This is a genomic window from Streptomyces sp. KMM 9044, from assembly GCF_024701375.2.
Lineage (GTDB): Bacteria > Actinomycetota > Actinomycetes > Streptomycetales > Streptomycetaceae > Streptomyces.
On sequence record NZ_CP113910.1, the window covers coordinates 7119765 to 7141957 of the forward strand.

The 22193-nt window shown below is 71.5% G+C and carries 20 protein-coding genes and 3 pseudogenes; 15 read left to right on the forward strand and 8 right to left on the reverse strand.

Annotated features, from left to right (window positions below):
• Nucleotides 1-19 precede the first annotated feature (19 nt).
• Entirely contained in the window at nt 20-532 is a 513-nt protein-coding gene (locus HUV60_RS32020; RefSeq protein WP_257853545.1) for a pep a2, read from the forward strand.
• Nucleotides 529-2673, forward strand: a complete 2145-nt coding sequence (glgX, locus tag HUV60_RS32025) for a glycogen debranching protein GlgX (RefSeq protein WP_257853546.1) — start codon at nt 529-531, stop codon at nt 2671-2673. Before HUV60_RS32020 ends, glgX begins: the two co-directional genes overlap by 4 nt.
• 62 nt (nt 2674-2735) lie before the next feature.
• Here glgX and HUV60_RS32030 read toward each other — a convergent pair whose 3' ends face one another.
• Nucleotides 2736-3527: a VOC family protein gene (locus HUV60_RS32030; protein WP_257853548.1), complete on the reverse strand. Its 792-nt coding sequence runs from the start codon at nt 3525-3527 to the stop codon at nt 2736-2738.
• Nucleotides 3528-3794: 267 nt separating this feature from the next.
• On the opposite strand from HUV60_RS32030, the gene HUV60_RS32035 reads away from it, so the two are divergent.
• Nucleotides 3795-4127, forward strand: a complete 333-nt coding sequence (locus HUV60_RS32035) for an ANTAR domain-containing protein (RefSeq protein WP_443047472.1) — start codon at nt 3795-3797, stop codon at nt 4125-4127.
• Here the strand turns inward: HUV60_RS32035 and HUV60_RS32040 are convergent.
• On the reverse strand, nt 4075-4869 hold the full coding sequence (locus HUV60_RS32040) for a SigB/SigF/SigG family RNA polymerase sigma factor (protein ID WP_257853551.1): 795 nt from the start codon (nt 4867-4869) through the stop codon (nt 4075-4077). The two genes, HUV60_RS32035 and HUV60_RS32040, sit on opposite strands and share 53 nt — an antisense overlap.
• A gap of 538 nt (nt 4870-5407) precedes the next feature.
• Between HUV60_RS32040 and HUV60_RS32045 the strand changes: the two genes are divergently transcribed.
• Nucleotides 5408-5929: a hypothetical protein gene (locus HUV60_RS32045; protein WP_257853553.1), complete on the forward strand. Its 522-nt coding sequence runs from the start codon at nt 5408-5410 to the stop codon at nt 5927-5929.
• A gap of 7 nt (nt 5930-5936) precedes the next feature.
• Here the strand turns inward: HUV60_RS32045 and hemC are convergent, their stop codons facing one another.
• Both hemC and HUV60_RS32055 read right to left on the reverse strand, forming a co-directional pair.
• Entirely contained in the window at nt 5937-6872 is a 936-nt protein-coding gene (gene hemC / locus HUV60_RS32050) for a hydroxymethylbilane synthase (RefSeq protein WP_257853555.1), read from the reverse strand.
• A gap of 143 nt (nt 6873-7015) precedes the next feature.
• Nucleotides 7016-7792 carry an NPP1 family protein gene (locus HUV60_RS32055; protein WP_257853556.1) on the reverse strand — a complete coding sequence of 259 codons (777 nt, stop codon included), beginning with the start codon at nt 7790-7792 and terminating at the stop codon, nt 7016-7018.
• A 302-nt stretch (nt 7793-8094) separates the two neighbouring features.
• On the opposite strand from HUV60_RS32055, the gene HUV60_RS32060 reads away from it, so the two are divergent.
• From HUV60_RS32060 to HUV60_RS32070, 3 genes are all read left to right on the forward strand, one after another.
• Nucleotides 8095-8616, forward strand: a complete 522-nt coding sequence (locus HUV60_RS32060) for a MarR family winged helix-turn-helix transcriptional regulator (RefSeq protein WP_257853557.1) — start codon at nt 8095-8097, stop codon at nt 8614-8616.
• Between the two features lie 74 nt (nt 8617-8690).
• Entirely contained in the window at nt 8691-9071 is a 381-nt protein-coding gene (locus HUV60_RS32065) for a DoxX family protein (RefSeq protein ID WP_257853558.1), read from the forward strand.
• On the forward strand, nt 9068-9535 hold the full coding sequence (locus HUV60_RS32070) for a peroxiredoxin (RefSeq protein ID WP_257853560.1): 468 nt from the start codon (nt 9068-9070) through the stop codon (nt 9533-9535). Before HUV60_RS32065 ends, HUV60_RS32070 begins: the two co-directional genes overlap by 4 nt.
• A gap of 85 nt (nt 9536-9620) precedes the next feature.
• Here HUV60_RS32070 and HUV60_RS32075 read toward each other — a convergent pair whose 3' ends face one another.
• Nucleotides 9621-10451, reverse strand: a complete 831-nt coding sequence (locus tag HUV60_RS32075) for an aldo/keto reductase (protein ID WP_257853562.1) — start codon at nt 10449-10451, stop codon at nt 9621-9623.
• A gap of 147 nt (nt 10452-10598) precedes the next feature.
• Here HUV60_RS32075 and HUV60_RS32080 point away from each other — a divergent pair, with 147 nt between their 5' ends.
• A complete protein-coding gene (locus tag HUV60_RS32080) occupies nt 10599-11624 on the forward strand; it encodes a TauD/TfdA dioxygenase family protein (RefSeq protein WP_257853565.1) in 1026 nt (341 codons plus the stop codon).
• A gap of 44 nt (nt 11625-11668) precedes the next feature.
• Here HUV60_RS32080 and HUV60_RS32085 read toward each other — a convergent pair whose 3' ends face one another.
• Both HUV60_RS32085 and HUV60_RS32090 read right to left on the reverse strand, forming a co-directional pair.
• On the reverse strand, nt 11669-13174 hold the full coding sequence (locus tag HUV60_RS32085) for a metallophosphoesterase family protein (RefSeq protein WP_257853567.1): 1506 nt from the start codon (nt 13172-13174) through the stop codon (nt 11669-11671).
• 217 nt (nt 13175-13391) lie between these two features.
• On the reverse strand, nt 13392-14012 hold the full coding sequence (locus HUV60_RS32090; protein ID WP_257853569.1) for an L-threonylcarbamoyladenylate synthase: 621 nt from the start codon (nt 14010-14012) through the stop codon (nt 13392-13394).
• 257 nt (nt 14013-14269) lie between these two features.
• On the opposite strand from HUV60_RS32090, the pseudogene HUV60_RS32095 reads away from it, so the two are divergent.
• The 4 genes and pseudogenes from HUV60_RS32095 (at nt 14270) to HUV60_RS32110 (ending at nt 19782) form a co-directional block, all read left to right on the forward strand.
• Nucleotides 14270-15887, forward strand: a pseudogene (locus tag HUV60_RS32095) (helix-turn-helix domain-containing protein).
• A 492-nt stretch (nt 15888-16379) separates the two neighbouring features.
• Nucleotides 16380-18038, forward strand: a complete 1659-nt coding sequence (locus HUV60_RS32100; protein WP_257853570.1) for a catalase — start codon at nt 16380-16382, stop codon at nt 18036-18038.
• 218 nt (nt 18039-18256) lie between these two features.
• Entirely contained in the window at nt 18257-18580 is a 324-nt protein-coding gene (locus HUV60_RS32105; protein ID WP_257853571.1) for a hypothetical protein, read from the forward strand.
• Nucleotides 18581-19176: 596 nt separating this feature from the next.
• Nucleotides 19177-19782, forward strand: a complete 606-nt coding sequence (locus tag HUV60_RS32110; protein ID WP_257853572.1) for an Rv1733c family protein — start codon at nt 19177-19179, stop codon at nt 19780-19782.
• Nucleotides 19783-19858: 76 nt separating this feature from the next.
• Here HUV60_RS32110 and HUV60_RS32115 read toward each other — a convergent pair whose 3' ends face one another.
• Nucleotides 19859-20518 (reverse strand): class I SAM-dependent methyltransferase, encoded by a 660-nt coding sequence (locus HUV60_RS32115; protein WP_257853573.1) that lies wholly within the window; start codon nt 20516-20518, stop codon nt 19859-19861.
• A 131-nt stretch (nt 20519-20649) separates the two neighbouring features.
• On the opposite strand from HUV60_RS32115, the gene HUV60_RS32120 reads away from it, so the two are divergent.
• The 3 genes and pseudogenes from HUV60_RS32120 to HUV60_RS32130 form a co-directional block, all read left to right on the forward strand.
• A complete protein-coding gene (locus HUV60_RS32120) occupies nt 20650-21102 on the forward strand; it encodes a flavodoxin family protein (RefSeq protein WP_257853574.1) in 453 nt (150 codons plus the stop codon).
• Nucleotides 21103-21208: 106 nt separating this feature from the next.
• Nucleotides 21209-21562: pseudogene (locus HUV60_RS32125) on the forward strand (GNAT family N-acetyltransferase); the annotation flags it as partial.
• Between the two features lie 273 nt (nt 21563-21835).
• A pseudogene (locus HUV60_RS32130) lies at nt 21836-22137 on the forward strand (GNAT family N-acetyltransferase); the annotation flags it as partial.
• Between the last annotated feature and the right edge of the window lie 56 nt (nt 22138-22193).

A 22193-nucleotide genomic window follows, 5' to 3' on the forward strand; every position in this document is an offset into this window, starting at 1 on the left:
CGGTGAGGAGCCAACGACGATGAAGACCGCAGTGCCCTGCTACTACCACCTCGACGTGGAAGTCGGCCCGGAGCGCGTGGAACAGGTCAGTCGCATTCTGGCCGCCCACCTCCGGCACTGGGACCTGGAGAACCTGATGGAACCCGTCTGCCGCGGCACGGAGATGCTGCTGCGCGCCATCGACGAGCACGCCACCGACAAGAGCACGTCGATCGAGATGTGGTGGAACGGCCAGCACCTCATCACCGCCGTTGGGGAGTACGACCGTGCTCTGCGCCCCGACCAGGAACTGCGCGGCTGCCTGGAGCACATCGCCGCCAGCAGCGACGGCTGGGGCTGCTGCGCCACCGCGACCGGCAGCAAGGTCATCTGGTTCTCGCAGCGGGCCCGCGCCGATGAACGCGTCCCGCTCGTGCCGACCGCGCCGGACCCGAGGGCGAGCGAGGGCCTGGACCTGCCCCGCGTGGTCACCGTCGCCCAGGTGGCCGGCCTGGTGCGTACTCCCGCAGGCCTCCTGGAGGCAGCCCGGTGACCCGGAGGAACAACAGGCAAGGGGCGCCCGCGTGGAGCGGGCGCCCCTATCCGCTGGGTGCGGTCCACGACGGCGAGGGCACCAACTTCGCGCTGTTCAGCGAGGTCGCCGAAGGCGTCGAACTCGTCCTGGTGGACGACTTCGGCCGCCACACCGCCGTCCCGCTGACCGAGGCCGACGGCTTCGTGTGGCACGGCTACCTGCCCGGCGTCGGCCCGGGCCAGCGCTACGGCTACCGGGTGCACGGGCCGTGGGCACCGGCCGCAGGGCACCGCTGCAACCCGGCGAAGCTGCTCCTCGACCCGTATGCCACGGCCGTCGACGGGCAGATCGACAACGACCCCTCGCTCTACGAGCGCCGGTCCGACGGCCCCGACCCGGCCGACAGCGCCGGACACACCATGCTGGGCGTGGTGACCGACCCGGCGTTCGACTGGGGCGACGACAACCGCCCCGGCCGTCCGTACGCCGACACGGTGATCTACGAGGCCCACGTCAAGGGCATGACCCGCACCCACCCGGACGTCCCGGCCGAACTGCGCGGCACCTACGCCGGACTGGCGCACCCGGCGGTGGTCGACCATCTGACCTCGCTGGGCGTCACCGCGGTGGAGCTGATGCCGGTGCACCAGTTCGTCCAGGACGGTGTGCTGCAGAGCCGGGGCCTGGCCAACTACTGGGGCTACAACACCATCGGCTACTTCGCCCCGCACAACGCCTACGCCGCACACGGCACCCGCGGACAGCAGGTCACCGAGTTCAGGACAATGGTCCGGAGCCTGCACGCGGCGGGGCTCGAGGTCATCCTGGACGTCGTCTACAACCACACCGCCGAGGGCAACGAGAAGGGCCCCACCCTCTCCTTCCGCGGCATCGACAACTCCGCGTACTACCGGCTGGTGGACGGCGACTGGTCGCACTACTACGACACCACCGGTACCGGCAACAGCCTGCTGATGCGCCACCCCTACGTACTCCAGCTGATCATGGACTCGCTGCGGTACTGGGTCACCGAGATGCATGTCGACGGCTTCCGCTTCGACCTCGCGGCCACACTGGCCCGGCAGTTCCACGAAGTGGACCGGCTCTCCGCGTTCTTCGACCTCATTCAGCAGGACCCCGTGATCAGCCGCGTCAAACTCATCGCCGAACCGTGGGACGTCGGCGAGGGCGGCTACCAGGTGGGCAACTTCCCGCAGCTGTGGTCGGAGTGGAACGGCAAGTACCGGGATGCGGTACGGGACTTCTGGCGCACCGAGCCGCACACGCTCGGTGAGTTCGCCTCCCGCCTCACCGGTTCCTCCGACCTGTACGCGCACAGCAGGCGACGGCCCCGTGCCAGCGTCAACTTCGTCACCGCGCACGACGGTTTCACCCTGCGCGACCTCGTCTCGTACAACGACAAGCACAACACGGCCAACGGCGAGGGCAACCGGGACGGTGAGAGCCACAACCGGTCCTGGAACAGCGGGGCGGAGGGCGACACCGACGACCCGTCCGTGCTCGAACTGCGGGCCCGCCGACAGCGGAACTTCCTTGCCACGCTGCTCCTTTCCCAGGGCATCCCGATGCTCTCGCACGGCGACGAAGTAGGCCGCAGCCAGCACGGCAACAACAACGCCTACTGCCAGGACAACGAGATCTCCTGGATAGACTGGAAGCTGACCGAGGAGCAGCGCGCCCTGCTGCACTTCACCCGGCGGGTCATCTCCCTGCGGATCGCCCACCCCGTGCTGCGGCGCCGTCGCTTCTTCCACGGCGAGCCGGCCTCCCGCGCGGGCCGAGGCCTGCCCGACCTGGTGTGGCTGCTGCCGGACGCCGAGGAGATGACCGACGCCGACTGGCGGCGCTCGGACGCGCACAGCGTCGGTGTCTTCCTCAACGGCGACGCCATCGCCGAACCGGACCCGCGGGGCCGGCGCCTGGTTGACGACTCCTTCCTGCTGCTACTCAACAGCCATTGGGAGCCGGTGGACTTCCGCCTTCCGGCCACTGCCTACGGCGAGCGCTGGACGGCGCTGATCGACACCGCCGACCCGGCCGGCGTCCCCGACGAATCGGAGTACAAGGCCGGTGCGGGGCTGACCGTGGGCTCGCGCAGCCTGGTGCTGCTGTCCCGGCCGTCGCGGACCGGTAAGTGAGGGACCCGCGGTCCTCCCGGGGAGGGGCACCCGGGAGGACCGCGGACGTCCGGCCGCGAGGGTCAGCGGCCGCGGCGGGCGGTCACCGTGAACAGGGCGCCCTCGTTGTCACACAGCACGGCCTCGTCGTCGCGCAGGGCCACCACACTGCCCCCGTGCCGTTCGGCGGCGTCGGCACAGACGTCGACGTCCGTCACGGTGAAGTGCACCTGCCAGTGCGGCCGGATCGTGGGATCGGGCGCCGATCCCAGCGCTCCCGACCGGATGCAGGCGAGTACCTGCTCGTCCCCGCGCAGCACCACCTCGTCGCCCTCGTAGACGACCTCCGTGCGGCTCTCCCCCGTCGCACCCCAGTCGAAGACCTCGCCGTAGAAGATGGCGGCGTCCAGGGCGTCCCGGGTGTGCAGCCTGATGAAGGAGGGCTGGGAGCGCTGCCAGCTGAGCCAGCCGGTGGACAGCTCGCCCTCCCACACCCCGAAGGTCGCACCGTCCCGGTCGGCCAGCAGCGCCGCGCGCCCGGGGGGCAGCGAGATCGGGCCGACCGCCAGCGTGCCGCCGCGTTCCTGCACCCGCGACACCGCCTCGTCCGCACTGCGCGCGGCGAAGTACGGGGTCCAGGCCACGGCCATCCGCCACATGTCGGCGACCGCGGCGACGCCCGCCACCGGCGTGCCGTCCTTCAGGGCGAGCCGGAACCGCTCGCCCAGCCGGGCCGGGCGCCACCGCCAGCCGAGGACGGCTCCGTAGAACTCCTCGGTCGTGCCGAGGTCGCGGCTGGTCAGACTCACCCAGCAGGGCGTCCCGTACACGGAGCGCGTCGAGAAGACGTCCGTCGCACCGGAGGGGGAGGGCATGTCGTGGTTCGTCACAGTCGCGTCCCGATCGCTGATCTCGTCGGCCTGGCAGGCACCCGTGGACTCCAGTGTCCGGCCTGTAGTGCTCCGGGCGCCTGCCGAGTACCCCGGCGGTGGTACCCGGACCCACGTGGAGGCGGCCCGCGGACACCCCCGGTGGCACAGGACGGGACGAGTGACGACGATGGAGGAGCCGGACACCCGCCGAAGGCCCCAGGACACGGGTGCGGGCGGAGCGGGAGAGGTACACCGGACCCGGAGGTGACCATGCCCACGGACGGGGAAGCGGACCGGATTCTTCAGCTGGAGGAAGAGGTGCAGCAGTTGAAGGAGGCGGTCGTCTCGCACGCGGTGGTGGACCAGGCGATCGGTGTGATCGTCGTCCTCGGGAGGGTGTCGCCCGACCAGGGGTGGACGGTACTGAGGGAGGTCTCCCAGCACACCAACGTCAAGCTCCGCGACATCGCCGGGACGATCGTGGCCTGGGGACGCACCGGTGTGCTGCCGCCTGGAATCCGGGTGGAGCTGGAGAGGACCCTGGACCGGTTCAGCCGGACTCCGTCCGCAGTTCCTCGCGCACCTGGGCGAAACAACTGCTGAGCAGCCGGGACACATGCATCTGCGAGATACCGAGCAGTTCCGCGATGCTGCTCTGCGTCATGCCCCGGAAGAACCGCAGGTAGAGGATGAGCCGCTCGCGCTCCGGAAGCGCCTCGAGGCAGGGACGGACCGCCACCCGGTCGACGACCGTGTCGTAGGCGGGGTCCGGGCCGCCGAGCGAGTCCCCGAGCGCGTACCCGTCCGTGCCCGGCATCTCCGCCTCCAGCGACAGCGCGGTGAAGCACTCCAGGGCCTCCGTACCGGTGCGCACCTCGTCCTCGGTGAGCTGCGCGTACGCGGCGATCTCGGCGGTCGTCGGGGCCCGGCCGGGAGCGGTCTGCGCCAGTTCCTTGGCGGCGTGCCGCACCCGGTTGCGCAGGTCCTGGACCCGGCGCGGCACGTGCAGGGTCCACATGTGGTCACGGAAGTGGCGCTTGACCTCCCCGGTGACGGTCGGTACAGCGTACGCCTCGAAGGCGGTGCCGCGCGCCGGATCGTAGTGGTCGACGGCCTTGACCAGGCCCAGGGCCGCCACCTGGTACAGATCCTCCAGCGCCTCACCGCGCCCGCGGAAGCGGACGGCGATCCGCTCGGCCATGGGCAGCCAGGAACGGACGAGCCCGTCCCGCAGTGCCTTGCGCTCGGGGCCCTCCGGGAGCCGGGCGAGGCGGACGAAGTCCTGGGCGGTGTCCGGGGCGTCGTGGTGGGGATGCGGCTTCGTGGTGCTGCCGGCGATACGCATGTCGCGCACCTCCCTGAGCAGGTGCCGGGTGGACGGGCACCGTGGGAGCGCGGACTCGGACCACACGGAGGAGACCCGGGGCGGCGAGCCGGTTCCCACGGTCGTGCCTCCGGTCCGAAGCACTGAATCTCCCATTCCCCCGCGCCGACACGATGAAACGGTTTCCCGAATTCTGCGCGGGGAGCGGTCCCGGGATTCCAGGAATCGCATGTTGTGGAATCGAGGGAATTCGGTGCGTGAAATTCCGGAGGGCGGCCGGGAACATGGCGCCGGTGGGAACGCGCCGCGGAGCGGCGGTACGGGCCGCGCCCGCTTCGGCCCGGTGATCGCCGGGCCGGGCGCGGCGATCACCGTGGACGACGTGATGTGCGGCACGCCGCCGCGCGGCCCGGTGCGGCAGGTCCGGCGGATCGTGCCAGCGCAGCGCTTGATCGGCGGCTGCCGGGGACGAAGTGCCTGACCACGGCGTATTCCGCTCATTTGACAGCGCGCAGAGCCCACAGATAGGAAGCAGCGACAGAAGTCGAGAGGGTGCACCGTGTACGAGCCGAACGTGGTCGGGGACTGGCAGGAGTACGACGAACATGCCGGCCTGCGGGTTCGCGTCCACCGTCTGGAATCGGGAGAGCCGCCCCGGGGACGGGACGACGCCGCTGGAGGGCTGGCGTACTTCAGCGTTCGCGTGACCGTGGAGAACCGCGGCGAGCGGAACATCGGAATTCATCTCGAGGACGGCCAGATCGACGTACGGATCGGTCCTGAGGGGGAGAGCGCCTTCCTCGACTGGCGCAACTCGCAGTTCATCGAGGGATTCGACGTCTATCCGCTGCGCCGCGCCACCGCCGTGCTCTACGCGGCCGCCCCCGAGGCGTCCCTGAGCCATGTCGACGTGCAGGTGCAGCTGCGGGTCGACGAGGAGTGGACCGGCCGTCGCCTGTGGTCCGGCGGCATCGGCGCGCACGAGGGGGCCGCCGGGACCCCGTCGGGCGGGGTCCGGGAAGGCCTCGCGCAGCAGATCGGCGTGTTCCTCCAGGAGCAGGCCGAGGAGGGCAGCGCCTGAACCGGCGTCAGTGTGGGATGCCGTCGATGATCTCGCGGGCGCCCTGACGCAGCAGGGCAACGGCGACCGAGGTGCCGAGTGTCGCCGGGTCCAGCCGGCCGGCCCACTCGTGGGCGTTCAGCCGCACCTTGCCGTCCGGGGTGAAGACACAGGCCCGCAGAGACAGTTCGCCGCTCCGGTCGGTCTGCGCGTACCCGGCGATCGGGCTGTTGCAGTGTCCCTGCAGCACATGCAGGAACATGCGCTCGGCGGTGGCCTCCCGATGCGTGCCCGGATGGCCGAGGACGCTGACCGCGTCGATGAGGGACGTGTCGTCCTGGCGGCACTGGAGCGCGAGGATGCCCGCGCCGACGGGCGGCATCATCGTCTCGGGGGAGAGGACCTCGCTGATCACGTCGCGGCGGTCGATGCGCTCCAGACCGGAGACCGCGAGCAGTAGCGCGTCCGCCTCACCGGCGGCGAGCTTCGCCAGCCGCCGGTTGGCATTGCCGCGGAACGGGACGCACTCGAGGTGCGGATGGGAGGTGGCCAGCTGCGCGACGCGGCGCACCGAGGAGGTGCCGATCCTGGCCCCCGCCGGCAACTCGTCCAGGGTGAGTCCGTCCAGGTGCACGAGGGCGTCACGGACGTCGTCCCGCTCCAGGAACGCGGCGAACACGGTGCCCGCGGGGAGCGGGCGGTCGGCGGGCACGTCCTTGACGCAGTGCACCGCGAGGTCCGCCTCGCCGGCCAGCAGCGCGGCGTCGACCTCCTTGGTGAACGCTCCCTTGCCCTCCACCTGCGACAGATCGCCCAGCCACTTGTCGCCGGTGGTCCGCACGGGGACGACCTCGGTGCGCACACCGGGCAGGGCGTCGGTCAACTCGGCCCGGACACGCTCCACCTGGGCGAGCGCCATGGGTGAGTCGCGGGAGACGACACGGATCAGTTCGGGGACGGACATGGCGACACGATAGACCCTCTGGCGCGGATGCCGGCGCGGGGCGGGCCGGTTCGGGAGCCCGGGCCGCGGATGCGGCCGGACTCCCTTCGTCACATGGCCAGGTGATGCTCGGTCAAGTATTCGGAACCGGAGAGGGGCCGGAATCAGGCGTTCGGGTCGAACGGGATGCCCGAAGGCTTCGCCGCGGCGAGGTGGGAGGCGAAACTCCCGTCCTTGAGACCGAAGTTGGCGCTGCCGAAGTTGTGCTGGACGAGCTTGTCGCGCAGCCCGGCCGGATAGCCGTTCCAGCCGACCAGCGGCGGGTACTGCCAGGTGCCCTTGTGGTTCTCCGGCGGTTCGTCACCCGCGCTCGCGAGCCGGAAGCAGTGCGTGCTGATGCCGTCCTTGTGGTACACGATCTTCGGGTGTGTTCCCTCGAAGCGGACCGCCGACCTGGCGTGGATCGAGAACGTGCCGTGGTTGGAGGTCGAGACGTACTGGGCCGTGTCGTTCTGCACCCACACCACGACATGTTCCCAGTCGTGGCGGTGGCCGCCGAGGCTGACGCCCGGCAGCGCCTGGTCCTTCTCGAAGTACAGGGCGTAGACGATGGCGCACCAGCCGTTGTTGCACTTCGAGCGCGAGTAGCCGTTGGTGCTGTCCAGGTCCGGGGCGTCACGGCAGTTGCCGTTGAGGGCACCCGTCGGGTTGAGACCGGGGTTGATCGCGCCGTCCGGGCCGATCGCGGGGGTGGGGTAGCATCCGTCGGTGTCGTAGTCGTAGGCGGGCTGGAACGTCCGGTCGAGGGAGTCGGCGCCGGCCGGCAGGGCCGGCGGCGGTGCGGCGAAGGCGGCGGCGGGAAAGGCGATGACGAAGGCGAAGGCGCCGGCGAGACCGGCCAGCCATCTCCTGCGATGTGTTCGGAACGTGCTCGACGACACTGCGTCCTCCTCGGAATGCGGGCGTATCCCAACGACTGCGGGGGCGAGGGGCGTTCAGCATCGCGGCTGGGCGCGTCCATGCCAAGACTGCATGGGCGTACTGATGGTGAAGCGCCGCCCAACACTCGTGAAGCCGTCGCCGGATCACTCCACGCCGTCCGGAATGCCGGTGCCCGTATGTTCCGGCGCGCGCCGTGCCCCGCGGTTTCACCCGAAAGGCGTCCGCCGGGGGCGGACGGAGCGGCATGCTCCGCGCGCCTGGGTATTGATTGAGTTACGCAACGAGGTGGTAAAGTGGGCGCATGCACGCATCCTCGATCCCCGACGTCCCCGCCTCACCGGAAGTGGCCGAGATCGAGCGGGCACTCATGCGCGTCACCTATCTGGGCTCCCGCGCCCGCCGGCACGAACGTCTGATGGCCCTGGCGGGCGTCCCCCTGGACCGAGCCGCCGTCGCGCTGCTGCGGCAGGTGGCCGACACCGAACCGCTGCGGCCGGGCGAACTGGCCGCCCGCCTGGGCGTGGAGGCGTCGCACGTCACCCGCACCGTGCAGCAACTGCAGAAGTCCGGTCACGTCACCCGGGTCCCGGACCCCGACGACCGCCGCGCCCACCGCGTCCAACTCACCGAGGCGGGCCGGGAGGCCATCACCCGCATCCGTGTGGTCGGGGCGCGGGCCATGCAGAGGGCCCTGTCGGACTGGTCCCCGGCGGAACTGCGTCAGCTCGCCACGCTCTTCCACCGCATGGTCGACGACTTCCTCGCACACGCCGCCGAAGAAGAAGCGGAACCGCGCGGCGGCACCCCCGCCGGAGCCGTCTGACATACTCCCGCCCCGGCGACCCCTCGTACTTACCGTCCGGTAATGTCGCGTGGCAGGCCACTGGAGGAGGAACCGTGTCACGGTCCGATCGCTCACCCCTGCTGCTCGCCGGCCTGCTGGCCGCCGCGGGCACCGCGCATTTCGCCGCCCCGCGCCAGTTCGACCACATCGTGCCGCGCTCCCTGCCGGGCTCGCCCCGGACCTGGACTTATGTCAGCGGCGCCGCCGAACTCGCGCTGGCTGCCGGGGTGGCGCTGCCGCAGACCCGCAGGGCCGCCGCACTGGCCACGGCCGCCTTCTTCGTCGGGGTGTTCCCCGCCAACGTGAAGATGGCCGTCGACTGGCGCCGCCGCCCCGCCCCGCAGCGGGCAGCCGCCTGGGGGCGGCTGCCCCTCCAGCTGCCGCTGGTGCTGTGGGCGCGGGGCGTCGCCAGGGGCGCGGAGGGCATGTCGTGAGCGGGAGTCCGGGCAGGGGCGACACGGTTGAGGACTTCGCTCTGCCGGACGGGACGGGCGCCGTCCGCAAGCTGTCGGAACTGCTGGCCGGGGGACCCGTGGTGCTGTTCTTCTATCCGGCCGCACTGAGCGCCGGCTGCACCGCGCAGGCCTGCCGCTTCCGTGACCTGGCCGCCGAGTTCGCGGCGGCCGGCGCACGGCCGGTCGGCATCAGCGGTGACGCCGTGGAACGGCAGGCGGAGTTCGCCGGGCGGCACTCGCTCGGCATGCCCCTGTTGTCCGACGCCGACGGCGCCGTCCGTGAGCGGTTCGGGGTGAAGCGAGGCATCTCCCTGGCGCCGACCAAGCGTGTCACCTTCGTCATCGGGCAGGACCGCACCGTCCTCGAGATCGTGCGCAGCGAGCTGCGGATGAACGTGCACGCCGACCGCGCGCTCGCCGCACTCCGTGACCACCGGGCGTGATCCGCACCTGACGGGCGACGGGAGCACGGCCCACGGCCGGGCCCCGCGTGCGGTCGTGGGCCGTGCTCCCGTCGGGAGGCGGCGGTCAGAACTCCTCGTGCACCTCGGGGTCCCCGCCGATCCGCCGGTGCGCCCGGTCCGCGATGGTGCGCATCTGGGCGTCGTCCAGCGTGAAATCGAAGACGTCGAGGTTGGTGCGCTGCCGCCCGGGGTCGGCTGACTTGGGCACGGGCAGCACCCCGAGCTGGATGTGCCAGCGCAGCACCGCCTGGGCCGGGGCGACCCCGTGGGCCTCGGCGACGGCGGCCACGGCCAGGTCGTCCAGGAGCTGCGAACCCCGGCCCAGCGGACTCCAGCTCTCGACGAGCACACCCTTGTCCGCGTGGTGGGAGCGCAGTTCCTCCTGAGGGAGGAACGGGTGCAGCTCGACCTGATTGACCGAGGGCAGCACCCCGGTCTCCTTCTCCAGCCGCTCGATGTGGGCCGGTGTGAAGTTGGAGACGCCGATCGACCGTACGAGACCCTCTTCGCGCAACTTGATCATGGCTTTCCAGGAGTCGACGTACTTGTCGACCCGGGGGAGCGGCCAGTGGATCAGATACAGGTCGACGTACTCCAGGCCGAGACGCGTGCGGGACTCCTCGAAGGAGGCGAGGGTCTCCTCGTACCCGTGGTGGCGGCCGGGGAGCTTCGTCGTCACGACGACCTCCTCGCGCGGGACACCGGCGCGGGCCACGGCACGGCCGACACCCGTCTCGTTGCGGTAGTTCGTCGCCGTGTCGACAAGGCGGTAACCCATCTCCAGGGCTTCGGCCACGGACTGCTCGGCCTGCGCGTCGTCCATCGGCCAGGTGCCGAGACCGAGAGCGGGGATCGTCGTGCCGTCGTTGAGTGGGTGGTTCGGGATGCTGATCACGAGGGGACCTTCCCGTTTGACAGTGTCGTTCTCCTCCAGCCTCACCGACCGGGGGGTCAACGATCAACCCGACGGGCGGGCCGGACGGACGGCACGGACGTGTCCGAACCGGCGCAGGCCGGGGGCGGACCGACGAAGGGGGCACACATGACGACGGGCGGGAGCGACGTGGACGGCACGAAGGGCGCCGGGCAGGACACGGGCGGGGAGCGGCGCACGGGGGTGGCGCCCGACACGGGTACGGGCATCGAGGTGCGTCCGGTCGCCGGGCACATCGGCGCCGAGATCACCGGTGTCGACCTCGCCGCCGAGCCCACAGACGCCGTGATCGCCGTCGTCCGGGCGGCGGTGCTGCGCTGGAAGGTGGTGTTCTTCCGCGGGCAGCGCCTGGATCACGCCGGGCATGTGGCACTGGCCCGGCGGTTCGGCGAGCCGGTCGTCCTGCCCCGGCGGGGCAAGGCTTCACCCCCCGGCTTCCCGGAGATCGAGACGACCGCCGACCGGCTGGAGCTCGGCGGACGGTTCGGAATGGAGCACGACGAATGGCTGCGGCGGCGCCGCCACACCCTGCTGCGCGGCTGGCACTGCGACCACGGTGCCCGGATCGACCCGCCCGCCGCGACGATCCTGCGCGCGGAGGCCGCGCCGCCCTACGGCGGTGACACCACATGGTCGAACCTGGCCGCCGCCTACGCCGGACTGTCCGCCCCGGTAAAAGAGTTCGCCGACAGGCTGCGCGCCGAGCACCGGCTGGGGGTCGGCTACCAGCCCCGGCCCGGCGACGACGCCTACGTGCGTCACCTGCTGGACCACCAGACCGCCACAGAGCACCCCCTGGTGCGGGTCCACCCGGAGACGGGGGAGCGGGTGCTGTTCGTCAACGGCTACTACGTGGAGCAGATCACCGGACTGTCCCGGTCCGAGAGCCGGTCGGTCCTGGAGATGCTGCTCGAGCAGGCGACCCGGCCCGAGTACACGGTGCGTTTCCGGTGGGAGCCGGGCAGCGTGGCGTTCTGGGACAACCGCGCCACCATTCACCTCGCGCCCGGTGACACCGCCCACCTCGACCACCCGCGGATCATGCACCGGGTGATGCTCGCCGGCGGCGTACCGGTCGGGACCGACGGCCGCCTCTCGGAGCCGATCACCGGGTCCGTCCCCGGACGCTGGTGACCGGTCGGCCGGCCCCTGCCCGGTACCCCGCGCCTGAGAGCCGGTCACGTCAGAGGGATGGTCACCTCGTCCTCGACCGGCGGGGCGACTTCCTGAGCGAGGTTGCCGGTGGCGGCGTGGCAGCGCAACCGGATCGCGTCCGGGCCCACGTCCAGCCGCAGGAAGCACTTGAAGAACGGCGGCGTGTAGGTGGCCGAGCCGGGCGAGAGCAACTGCGTGTAGGCCGTGCGCACGGGCAGCCTGAACCGCTTGCCCCGCTCGGGCCGGCGGCCGGTCCCGAGCAGCCCGGCGACCAGCCGCACGCGCCGGGTGACCCGGGCCGGCGTGCTCGACAGGCGGGTGGGGCCGATGCCGAGACGCTCGGCGATCACGGCCGTCGCCTCGGCCTCGGTCAGGGTGAAGAAGCGGCGCAGCCGCGTCCGGCGCGCGTAGAGCGCGCCGTAGAAAGCGAGGGAGTCGCCGCGCAGCGGGTAGCAGCGGAAGTCCTGCTCGGTGACGCCGGCGACATCGACGCGCGGGATGGTGTGGGTGGCGTGCGTGAAGGCGCCGCCACCGCCCGCCACCACGTACTGGAGGGTGCGGCCGTCGTCCAGGTGGACCGGATAACGCTGGTAGTTGTGGATGTCACCGCCGATCGCGGCCACATAGTGGTGGGCCGGGTCCCGGACGATGTCGTCGACCGTTCCCCCGCCCTCGACGGGACAGGGACGGTGCGCGCCGTCCACGTACAGCGGCGAGCCGGTCACGAGGATCTTCGGGCGCGGCCCCCGGGACACCTCGCGCAGCCATGCTCCCTGCTCGGCGTCGAGGGTTCCCAGCAGACCGGTGTCGATGCCTATGATCCGCACCGGCCCCGCGTCGATCGCCCAGTACGGGCCCGGCTGCACCGCCTGCTGCTCCGGGTCGGACCGCAACTTCCCTGCTTCGGCAAGGCGCCGGCCGTCACCGGGGCGCGGCCGGTGCCACAGCAGGGAGCGAAGCCAGGCCCGGGTGAGGGGGCGCGGTGCGGGCTCGGGCGGCAGGGGAGGGGCGCCGTCGCAGAAGACGCGCATGAACCCGTCGAGATCCTCGTACCAGTCGTGGTTGCCGGGTATCGCGTAGATGGGCGCCCTGTAGTCCTGGTACGGGCGGAAGAACTTGTCGCCGTAGTCGTCGACGCTGCCCACGGGATAGATCACGTCGCTGGCCAGCACGGTGAACGCGGTGTCCCGGCCCTCCTTCAACAACCCCGGCACGACGGCGTACTGGGGCTCGCCGCCCTCGCCGGTGTCGCCGATGACGAGGAAGGAGAACCGGTCCGGGCCGTCGTGCCGGATCACCTTGTCGGCGGGTGCGCCGGCCGCCGTCCGCCGGGCCACCCACCGGCTGCGGGTGCGGCCCGTCGGGTCCCCGAGCCAGGAGGCGAGAACTCCGTTGCGGGCGGCCCACAGCATGCGCGGGTCGAACCAGGAGATCTTCTCGGCCTCGGACGGCAACAGCCGCCGGTACTCACCCCGTTGCGCCGGGCCCCAGCCGGCGCCCTCGGCCGTGTCGCGTGAAGAGTCTGACATCGGAGCACCGTAACAACGGTGCCGCGGGCGGCCGGGGAGCGGGTGCGGGCAACGGGTGCGGTCAGTGGCACGCCCCGGACCCGGCACTTCGGCCCTGTCCGGTTCAATACGGTGCAAGGAGGGATTCTTCGTGTCATCCTGCGCCCACCCCGGCACGTGCGTCACCGCTCCCGCGGATCCTCGCGGCCCGTATACGGGACAGCCCGCCGTGTCACCGTTACTCGAACCGCGAGGTGTCGCCCGCACCCCGCCGTACGATTTCGGCCTCGCCGCCCGAGAAGTCGATCACCGTGGTCGGCTCGGTGCCGCACTCCCCGGAGTCGAGCACCGCATCCACCACGTGGTCGAGCCGGTCCTTGATCTCCCAGCCCTGGGTCATCGGCTCGTCCTCGCCGGGCAGCAGCAGGGTGCTGGACAGCAGGGGCTCACCCAGCTCCGCGAGCAGTGCCTGGGTGACCACGTGCTCGGGGATGCGCACGCCGACGGTCTTCTTCTTCGGATGCTGGAGCATGCGGGGCACCTCCTTCGTCGCGGGCAGGATGAACGTGTAGCTGCCCGGCGTGGACGCCTTGACCGCGCGGAACACGTCGTTGTCGATGTGTACGAACTGGCCGAGCTGAGCGAAGTCCCGGCACACCAGGGTGAAGTGGTGCCGGTCGTCCAGCTTGCGGATGGTACGGATCCGGGTGATGCCCTCCCGGCTGCCGAGCCGGCAGCCGAGCGCGTAACAGGAGTCCGTGGGATACGCGATCAGGGCGTCGTCGCGGATGCTCGCGGCGACCTGGGAGATGATGCGCGGCTGCGGATTGTCGGGGTGAACGTCGAAGTACTTCGCCATTCACCGAGCTTATGCCGACCGCACGGCAGGACCCCACACGCCCGGCCGGGGCGGGGCCGTGCCCAGGGCACCTGCCGTGGCCGGGAGCGGCCCGGGTGTCGGCGGTGTGTCCGAGGTGTGCCGACACGGTGCAGGGTTTTCCCGTCACCCCGTCCGTCCGGGACGAGCTTGCCGCATCCGTGGGGTAACGTCCGGGACCGGGCCGAAGAGGCCAGGCGCACGAGGGGAAGACCGAGGGGGCAGCCCGTAAGGACGGAATCCCGGGGCCGGTGACGGCGGCCGGGTGGGCGCAGGAACTGCTGGAACATCTGCGGCCGGCGGGACGCGACGTCCGCAGGGTCGTCGACTGGCCCGCCGTCACCGTGCACGGGGCGGTGGCGCTCCGGGACGACACCGGCACGCTTGTCGCCGGGACCGGGCTGGTGCTGGACGAGGACCTGGTCTCCGACGTCACCTCCGGCCGGATCGCCTCCGCCGCCTGGGAGGACGCCGGGCGGCTACCTGCACCTGGTGAAGGTCGGGCACCCCGCCCGGACCTGGAGCCCGCCGATGAACAAGTGACCTGCTTACAGCGCCTTGTGGCGATCCGGCCAGCAATGTGACCTTGTGGAACACGCTACTTATTCTCCGCCGGCCCCCTGGGCACTGGCCGTCTCCCGGAACGCCCCGTTCGGCCGGAACGGCGCCGATGTCGTCACACACACTGTCCAGGTGATCGAGCTGCTGCTGACCGCGGGTGAGACCACCGCGGCCGGGCAGCGGCTGCGCCGCGCCAGCGCCGACCTGCGGCTGGCGATCCTCCAGCTGCTCATGGTCGAGGACACCGTCGCCGCCCGCAGGGTGGCCGCGAGGCTCCGGCCGGGCCTGCTCGAGGCCGCACCGCGTGTGTCTACGTCGCCGAGTCCGAGCCCGCCCGCCGCGACCGCCTCGCCGAGGAGTGCCTGGACACCACCGGGGAGAAGGCCCTGGTCGTGCGGTGCCCGGCGATGGACGGGTACGTGATCGTCGTCAGCCCTCGCGAGGCGACCGCCGGCGATCTGAAGTCCCTGGTCGAACGGCATCCGGATACCTTCCTCGGCGGCAGCGTCCGGCAGAGTCTCGCCCGGACCGCCACCGCGTACGGGCAGGCCGCCAGCGTCCTCGCCGTGGCGCACTTCCGCCCGGACAAGACGGCGGTGTACGCCGAACGCACCCGTCCCGAGCGGTTGATGGACCCGGCGGCGCTCCGTGGCTGGACGGCCCGGCTGCTGGGGGCCCCTGGACGCCGTGCCGCACCACACCCGTGCCGAGTTCCTCGCCACCACCCGCCTCGGCCCGGAGTTCACCGCCGTCAACACGGAGAAGATCCTCGGGGTGAGCCGCAACGTGGTGCGTGCCCGTATGGAATGCGTCGAGAACGTGCTGGGCACCGACTTCGACGACGTCACCGCCCGCGCCGTCGTGCATCTGGCGCTGCACGCCCAGTTCAACCTTCAGGACACACAGGCGGGCAGTGCTTCCGAGGTGTCGTCCGTCACCGGACTCGCACCCCTGGTGTCCGGACCCGCCGTCCGTGCCTGGGCGGGGGAACCGCTGGAACGTCTGGACCAGGACACCCGCCCCCTGCGCACCTGGATCGCCGCCGGCGGCAACGCCGAGCGGGCCGCGCAGCTCCTGGGTGTCCACACGCAGACCGTGCGTGAGCACGTGCGCAGCGCCGAGCCGGTCCTGGAGCGCCAGTTGCTGGCCGCAGGCACCGGTCTGTACGAGGTCGTGCTCGCCCACCCGGCCCTGGGAGACCTGGGGACACCGGTGTCCCCGGGGGGCCGTGTCCACGCACCCATCAGAGTGAACGACGGTCCGCCGCGCCTGTTGCGACCGGCTCGCGCGGGGTGAAACGGGTCGTACCGGACTCAGTTGTGCACGACTGAGTCCCGCAGCCGTCGCAGCGGGCACCGGTACTATGCACAGCCGCGTCGCCCTTCACATGGGTTCGTGGTGCCGCGGGAGCACGACCGGAACGGGGGACCGGTCGCGCTCCCGCGCGACGCGTACCCCCACGGCGCCTGCCGGGTCCACTCCGCCGCTTCGAGCCGCTGCTCCGAGTCGCCGGTCCGGGTGATGCACGGCAGCATGGCCCTCGTACGCATGCTGCGGCGGGAGGTGCGCGAGGCGCATGCTTCCGCCGTCCGGCGGCGGACGTTTCAGTGAGCGGGCCACCGACGTGTGAACGACCGCGTGGTTTCCGCGACACCGGGGACACCGGGATGGGGCCACGGGCTGCCGGGACGCCGGAGCACCGCGCCGTCCACGGTGACCGGCCCGTGGCCGCGCGCCACCGTGCCCCGGCCCGCCACCAGTCATGAGCAGCCGAAGGAGTCCACGATCATGACGGACGTTCCGAACCGGGGTTCCGCTCCGGGCGACGACCGCAAGGTACTCACCAACCGGCAGGGTCATCCGGTCCACGACAACCAGAACCAGCGCACGGTCGGCGCCCGCGGGCCCGCCACGCTGGAGAACTACCAGTTCCTGGAGAAGATCAGCCACTTCGACCGGGAACGTATTCCCGAGCGCGTGGTGCACGCACGCGGGGTGACTGCGTTCGGCTACTTCGAGGCGTACGGGACCTGGGGCGACGAACCGGTCAGCCGCTACACCCGCGCCAAGCTGTTCCAGGAGCGCGGCAAACGCACGGACCTGGCTGTCCGGTTCTCCACCGTCATCGGCGGCCGCGACTCCGCCGAAACGGCCCGCGACCCGCGCGGCTTCGCCGTGAAGTTCTACACCGAGGAGGGCAACTGGGACCTCGTCGGCAACAACCTGGGTGTCTTCTTCATCCGGGACGCGATCAAGTTCCCGGACGTCATCCACGCACTCAAGCCCGACCCGGTCACCTTCGAGCAGCAGCCGCGGCGCATCTTCGACTTCATGTCGCAGACGCCCGAAAGCATGCACATGCTGATCAACCTGTTCAGTCCGCGTGGAATCCCCGCGGACTACCGGCACATGCAGGGCTTCGGCGTGAACACGTACAAGTGGGTCAACGCCGGGGGCGAGACCAAGCTGGTCAAGTACCACTGGATGCCGAAACCGGGCGTCCGCTCCATGACCGAGGAGGACGCCGCGAACGTCCAGGCCGCCTCCCTCGGCCACGCCACCAAGGACCTCTACGAGGCGGTGGGGCGCGGCGAGCACCCCGAGTGGGAGCTGCTCGTCCAGATGATGGACGACCACGACCACCCGGAGCTGGACTTCGACCCGCTCGACGACACCAAGACCTGGCCCGAGCAGGACTTCCCGCCGAAGCCGGTCGGCAAGATGGTGCTCGACCGGATGCCGGAGAACTACTTCGCCGAGAACGAACAGATCTCCTTCGGCACCGGTGTCCTCGTCGACGGCCTGGACTTCTCCGACGACAAGATGCTCGTCGGCCGGACCTTCTCCTACAGCGACACACAGCGCCACCGCGTGGGTCCGAACTACCTCCAGTTGCCCGTCAACCAGGCCAAGGCCGCCGAGGTACGCACCAACCAGCGGGACGGTCAGATGACCTACCGCGTGGACGCGGCCGGAGAGAACCCCGAGGTCACCTACGAACCGTCGATCACCGGCGGCCTGCGCGAGGCCCTGGAGCCGTCGCACGACGAGCAGGGACCGGAGATCCGGGGCTGGCTCACCCGCAAGCGGATTCCGCGTGCCAACGACTACCAGCAGGCGGGCCAGCGCTATCTGCTCCTCGAGGACTGGGAGCGCGACGACCTGGTCAAGAACTTCGTCAACCTGATCTCCCAGTGCGACCGGGCGGTGCAGGAGCGCATGGTGTGGCATTTCCTGCTCGTCGAGAACGACCTCGGCCGCAGGGTCGGCGACGGGCTCGGCATCGCCCCGAACGATGTCGCGGGCCTGGAACCCCTCGCGGGCCAGGACCTGACCGACGAGGACCGCAAGCGGCTCGCCAACCTGGGCGACAACCCGCCGCGCGACGTGCGGGGACTCACCATGACCCACTGTGTCCCCAACGAACGGCATGTGGTGAACCGCTGAGCGTTCCCCGGATCAGGCGGTACTGCGGTACGGCGTGCACCAGTGACGGAATCCGCTGGTGCACGCCGGCGTGTTCGCGGCTGCCGCCGGTGAGGCCTCGTGGCGGTGTCCCGGTTTGCTCCCCCAAGGCCCGACATTTGCCCCGGCTCGTCACGCGGGACGGTGAAAACGTCCCGCCCACCGATCGAAAGGGCTGGTGGCGGGGGACCACTCGGGTCATGACCAGTGCATCGTTCTCCAGAACCCTCACCCTGCCGGCCTCCGTGTGCGACCAGGCCGCACAGCACCTGGAGCTGGCCGCCAAACGGACCGTCGACGGGGCCGGAATCCCGTTGAAGGCGTTCCGCGCGGCGGCCGACAGCGACTACACTTTCCCCGTCGCCGTGGTGGAACAGGCCGCCGCCTGCCTGCTCGTCCTGGCCACCGAAACGGCGCAGACGGTACGGCCCTCGGCGCTGCGCGCCACCATCAGCGTTGCCCTGAGCCTGCGCGACGCCGCCCAGGCGGTGCACCGCCCCGCGCTCACCACTCGGCTCTGGTGAGGCCGCCGGGCCCGTACGGCGCCCGCCGCGGCACGGGGCCGCCGCCGACGCCGGACGGGTGACGCGGAGCAGGGTGTCAGAGGCGCTGTCACAGGACCGGCGTACCGGCGGGCGTCGTCGAGTGGCCGGTGGCCCTGACCTGCGCTGCCGTGGCCTGGCTCACCCCGCCACGCCCCGGCGGTCACCCGGCCACCGCGACACCGAACGGTGGCGCCCCGGCCGACGGGAACGAACAGCACCGCACACGTGCCGGGGCCGCGACCGGCGACGACCGCGGCCCCGTGGCCGAGCCCTCCGCGGACCGGGGACCCGGCGACCGGCTGAACCCCTCCCGTCACCGGCCCGAACCGGCGGGCTCCCCGCACGCGAACAGCCCGCCAAGGTGGGCGCCACCGAGACGGTGTCCGCGCTCAGGCAGGTCGCCGAGGCCACCGCGCACCGGCGTACGAGACCTGACGGCCGACGTCGGAGGGTGGGCCCGGCCGGCCGCCGTGGTCCTGGGCCGTCCTGGACTCCCGGCCGGGACCGTTCGGCCCGTGCGCCGGGCGGCCGGGTGGCGGACCCTGGAGAGGTGGCGCGCGAGGAGGTGAGATCCCATGGGGAGGACGGGTGGTGCACGACCCCGCAGGGTGTGGCTGTGGCGCTGGCGGAGCAACCCGCTGCGGCGCCGCAGCGATCTGATCGAAGCCTGGCTGCTGCTCGCCACCCTCTTTCTCACCCTGTTCGCCGGGGCGGTCACCGGTCTGGCGACGGCGGGGACGGTGGACCGGTCCCTCGCGGAGCGCAGAGCCCAGTCCCGCGCCGTCCCCGCCGTGCTCGTCGAGGACGCGGCCGACACGCTGCCCTCGCCGGTGACCGAGGACGGCAGCGGGGACGACCGCGTATGGGTGAAGGTGCGGTGGGCTGCCCCCGAGGGCACCAGCCGCACGGGCCGGGCCGAGGCCGAACCCGGGGCCAAGGCGGGCAGCGTGGTCACCGTGTGGACGAACGACGCGGGACGCCTCGTCTCCGAGCCGCCCGGTGGAGCGGACGCGCGGTTCCAGACCGTCATGGCCGGCCTCACGGCCGCCGCGGCCACCGGGGGAGTGGTCGTGCTCGGCGGATGGTTCGTCCGGTCCCGGACACGGCAGCGGCGCTCGCAGGAGTGGGAGGCCGAGTGGCGGCTGGTCGAGCCGACGTGGCGCAAGCGGATGACGGGATGACGGGATGACGGCCGGCGGGCGAGGCGCGCTGTCGTACGGTCGGCGGAGGGCGGACGTCGGCCCACCGGGGCCGTTCCTACGGAGCCTCGGGATCCTCGCCGTGCTCGCGCCTGCAGTGCAGGAAGAGGTGGGGTTCCGGTGCGGCGTCGGGGTGGGCCGGGGTGAACATCACGCTCCTCTCGGCCAGTACCGTCAGCCCCGCATTACGCACCAGGCCGGTCACGTCCTGGGCCGCGAAGCTGGTGACCCGCACGTTCTGCCCCATGAAGACACCGTCGAAGCTCTCCACGTCCAGGGGCACGGTCGCCAGCGTGAACAGGCCCCCCGGCCGCAGCAGCCGGGGCAGCCGCTGCAGCAGGTCGGACTGCTCGGCACGCGACATCTGGAGGAGGGAGAAATACAGGCATACTCCGTCGAACGAGCCCTCCTCGATCGGCATTTCGCGGATGTCACCGCAGCGGAACTCGGCGTCGGGCACCTGCCGGGCCGCGATCTCCACCATCACCGGCGACACGTCGACCCCCAGCACCCGGTGACCGGCCGCGGCGAGCGTCGAGGCCGTGGGCCGACCCGTCCCGCTGCCCACGTCCAGTACCCGGCCGGCGGGCGGGAGCCGTTCCAGCAGCCACTCCAGGGAGGCCCTGTGCGCCTCGGAGGCGGCGAACGCCTTCTCGTAGTCGCTGCCCAGCGCGTCGAACACCGCTGCTGCTGGTGACCTGCGGTTCTCGTCGGCCAAGACGCACCCCTGTCTCCGTGTACCGATGCCGCGTATCGTGCCATTCCCGGCGGGCCCCCACAACCGTCCGCTGCTCCCCGGTACGTCGGACCGGCTTGCGGCGGTGCCGGCCCGCACGGCAGGGTCGGGGTGTGCCGACTCTGCTGATCATTCATCACACACCCTCTCCCCACTGCCAGGCGATGTTCGAAGCGGTTCTCTCCGGTGCCACGGCCCCGGAGATCGAGGACGTCCGCGTGGTGCGGCGGGCAGCCCTGTCCGCCACCGCCGGCGACGTCCTGGAAGCCGACGGTTATCTTCTCGGCACCCCGGCGAACCTCGGCTACATGTCGGGGGCGCTCAAGCACTTCTTCGACCAGGTCTACTACCCGTGCCTGGACACCACCCGGGGCCGGCCCTTCGGCTACTACGTGCACGGCGGCAACGACGTCACCGGGGCGGTGCGGGGCATCGAAGCCGTCGCGAAGGGCCTGGGCTGGCAGCGCGCCGCCGACGCCGTGACCGTCACGGGCCAGCCCGACAAGGCCGCCGTCGCACGGTGCTGGGAACTGGGTGCCACCCTTGCCGCCGGCCTCATGGACTGACGTCCGGACCGCGCCGGGGCTCCCCGCCCCGCATACTGCGCACGGAGTGGCCGGGGAGCGGCGACAGAGTTGCGGGAGCGCTCCCATGTAATGCAGGACACCAGGCATGACCTCGCCTCCCTCGATTCGCCCGTACCGCTCCGAGGGCCGGCCGGCCCTCGACGGCATCTGTGTCCGCACCGCGCACAACGGGCAGGACAGCCGCCCCTTCTATTGGGACCCGAGCATTCTCCCGGCCCTTTTCGCCGCCCCCTACGTGCGTCTGGAGCCCGGGCTGGCCTTCGTCCTGGACGGCGGCCAGGGGCGTGCGGTCGGCTACGTCCTCGGGGTCGCCGACACGGAGCGCTTCGCCCGGGAGTTCCGGACCGAGTGGCTGCCCCTGGTCGCCGACCGCTACCCCGAGCCGTCCGGGCCTCCGGCCGCTTTGGACGAGGAGACGGCTCTGCTGCGCAATTACCCGGCGTGATGACGCCGTGCCGATACGGCCTTCAGGGCGCGTCGCAGATGCAGACAGGCAGGCCGGGCGCGGCCGAGCCCTGAAAGCACGGCACGTGATCGCTCGCCGAATTGAGCAGCAGAGTCGGAGATGACTCTGTTGCTCCATTGCGGAGAGGGACGCCGGCCCGTCGACGGGGCGCAGGGAACGGGCCTCGCGAGGAGGCGGTCCGGCCCCGGCCGGCCCCTCTCGGACGCGGTGCGTGACCCTCCCCCGAATTGAGCAGCAGAGTCGGAGATGGCCTGGCTCCTGTATTACCCCGAGCGGATGCCGGTCCCCGAACCGGTCTCCTGTCCGGCCCATCTCCACATCGACCTGCTCCCCGACCGGCAGGGTCCCGGTCACGGCCGGGAGCTGATGCGGACGCCCCTCGAGGTGCTGGACGGCCGCGGGGTGCCGGCGGTCCACCTCGTCATGGCGAAGGCCAGCAAGCCCGCCGGGGCGTTCTGCAGCCGGATGGGCTTCCACGGGAGCGAGCACGCGTCGACGACTCCGTCAGCTGCCTCGGACGCTCCACCCGGGCCTGCGGCCAGCTGTGACGCACGGGGTGCAGCCGGCTCCGGGGGGCCGCGCCCCGCTCCGCACGTCGTATGGC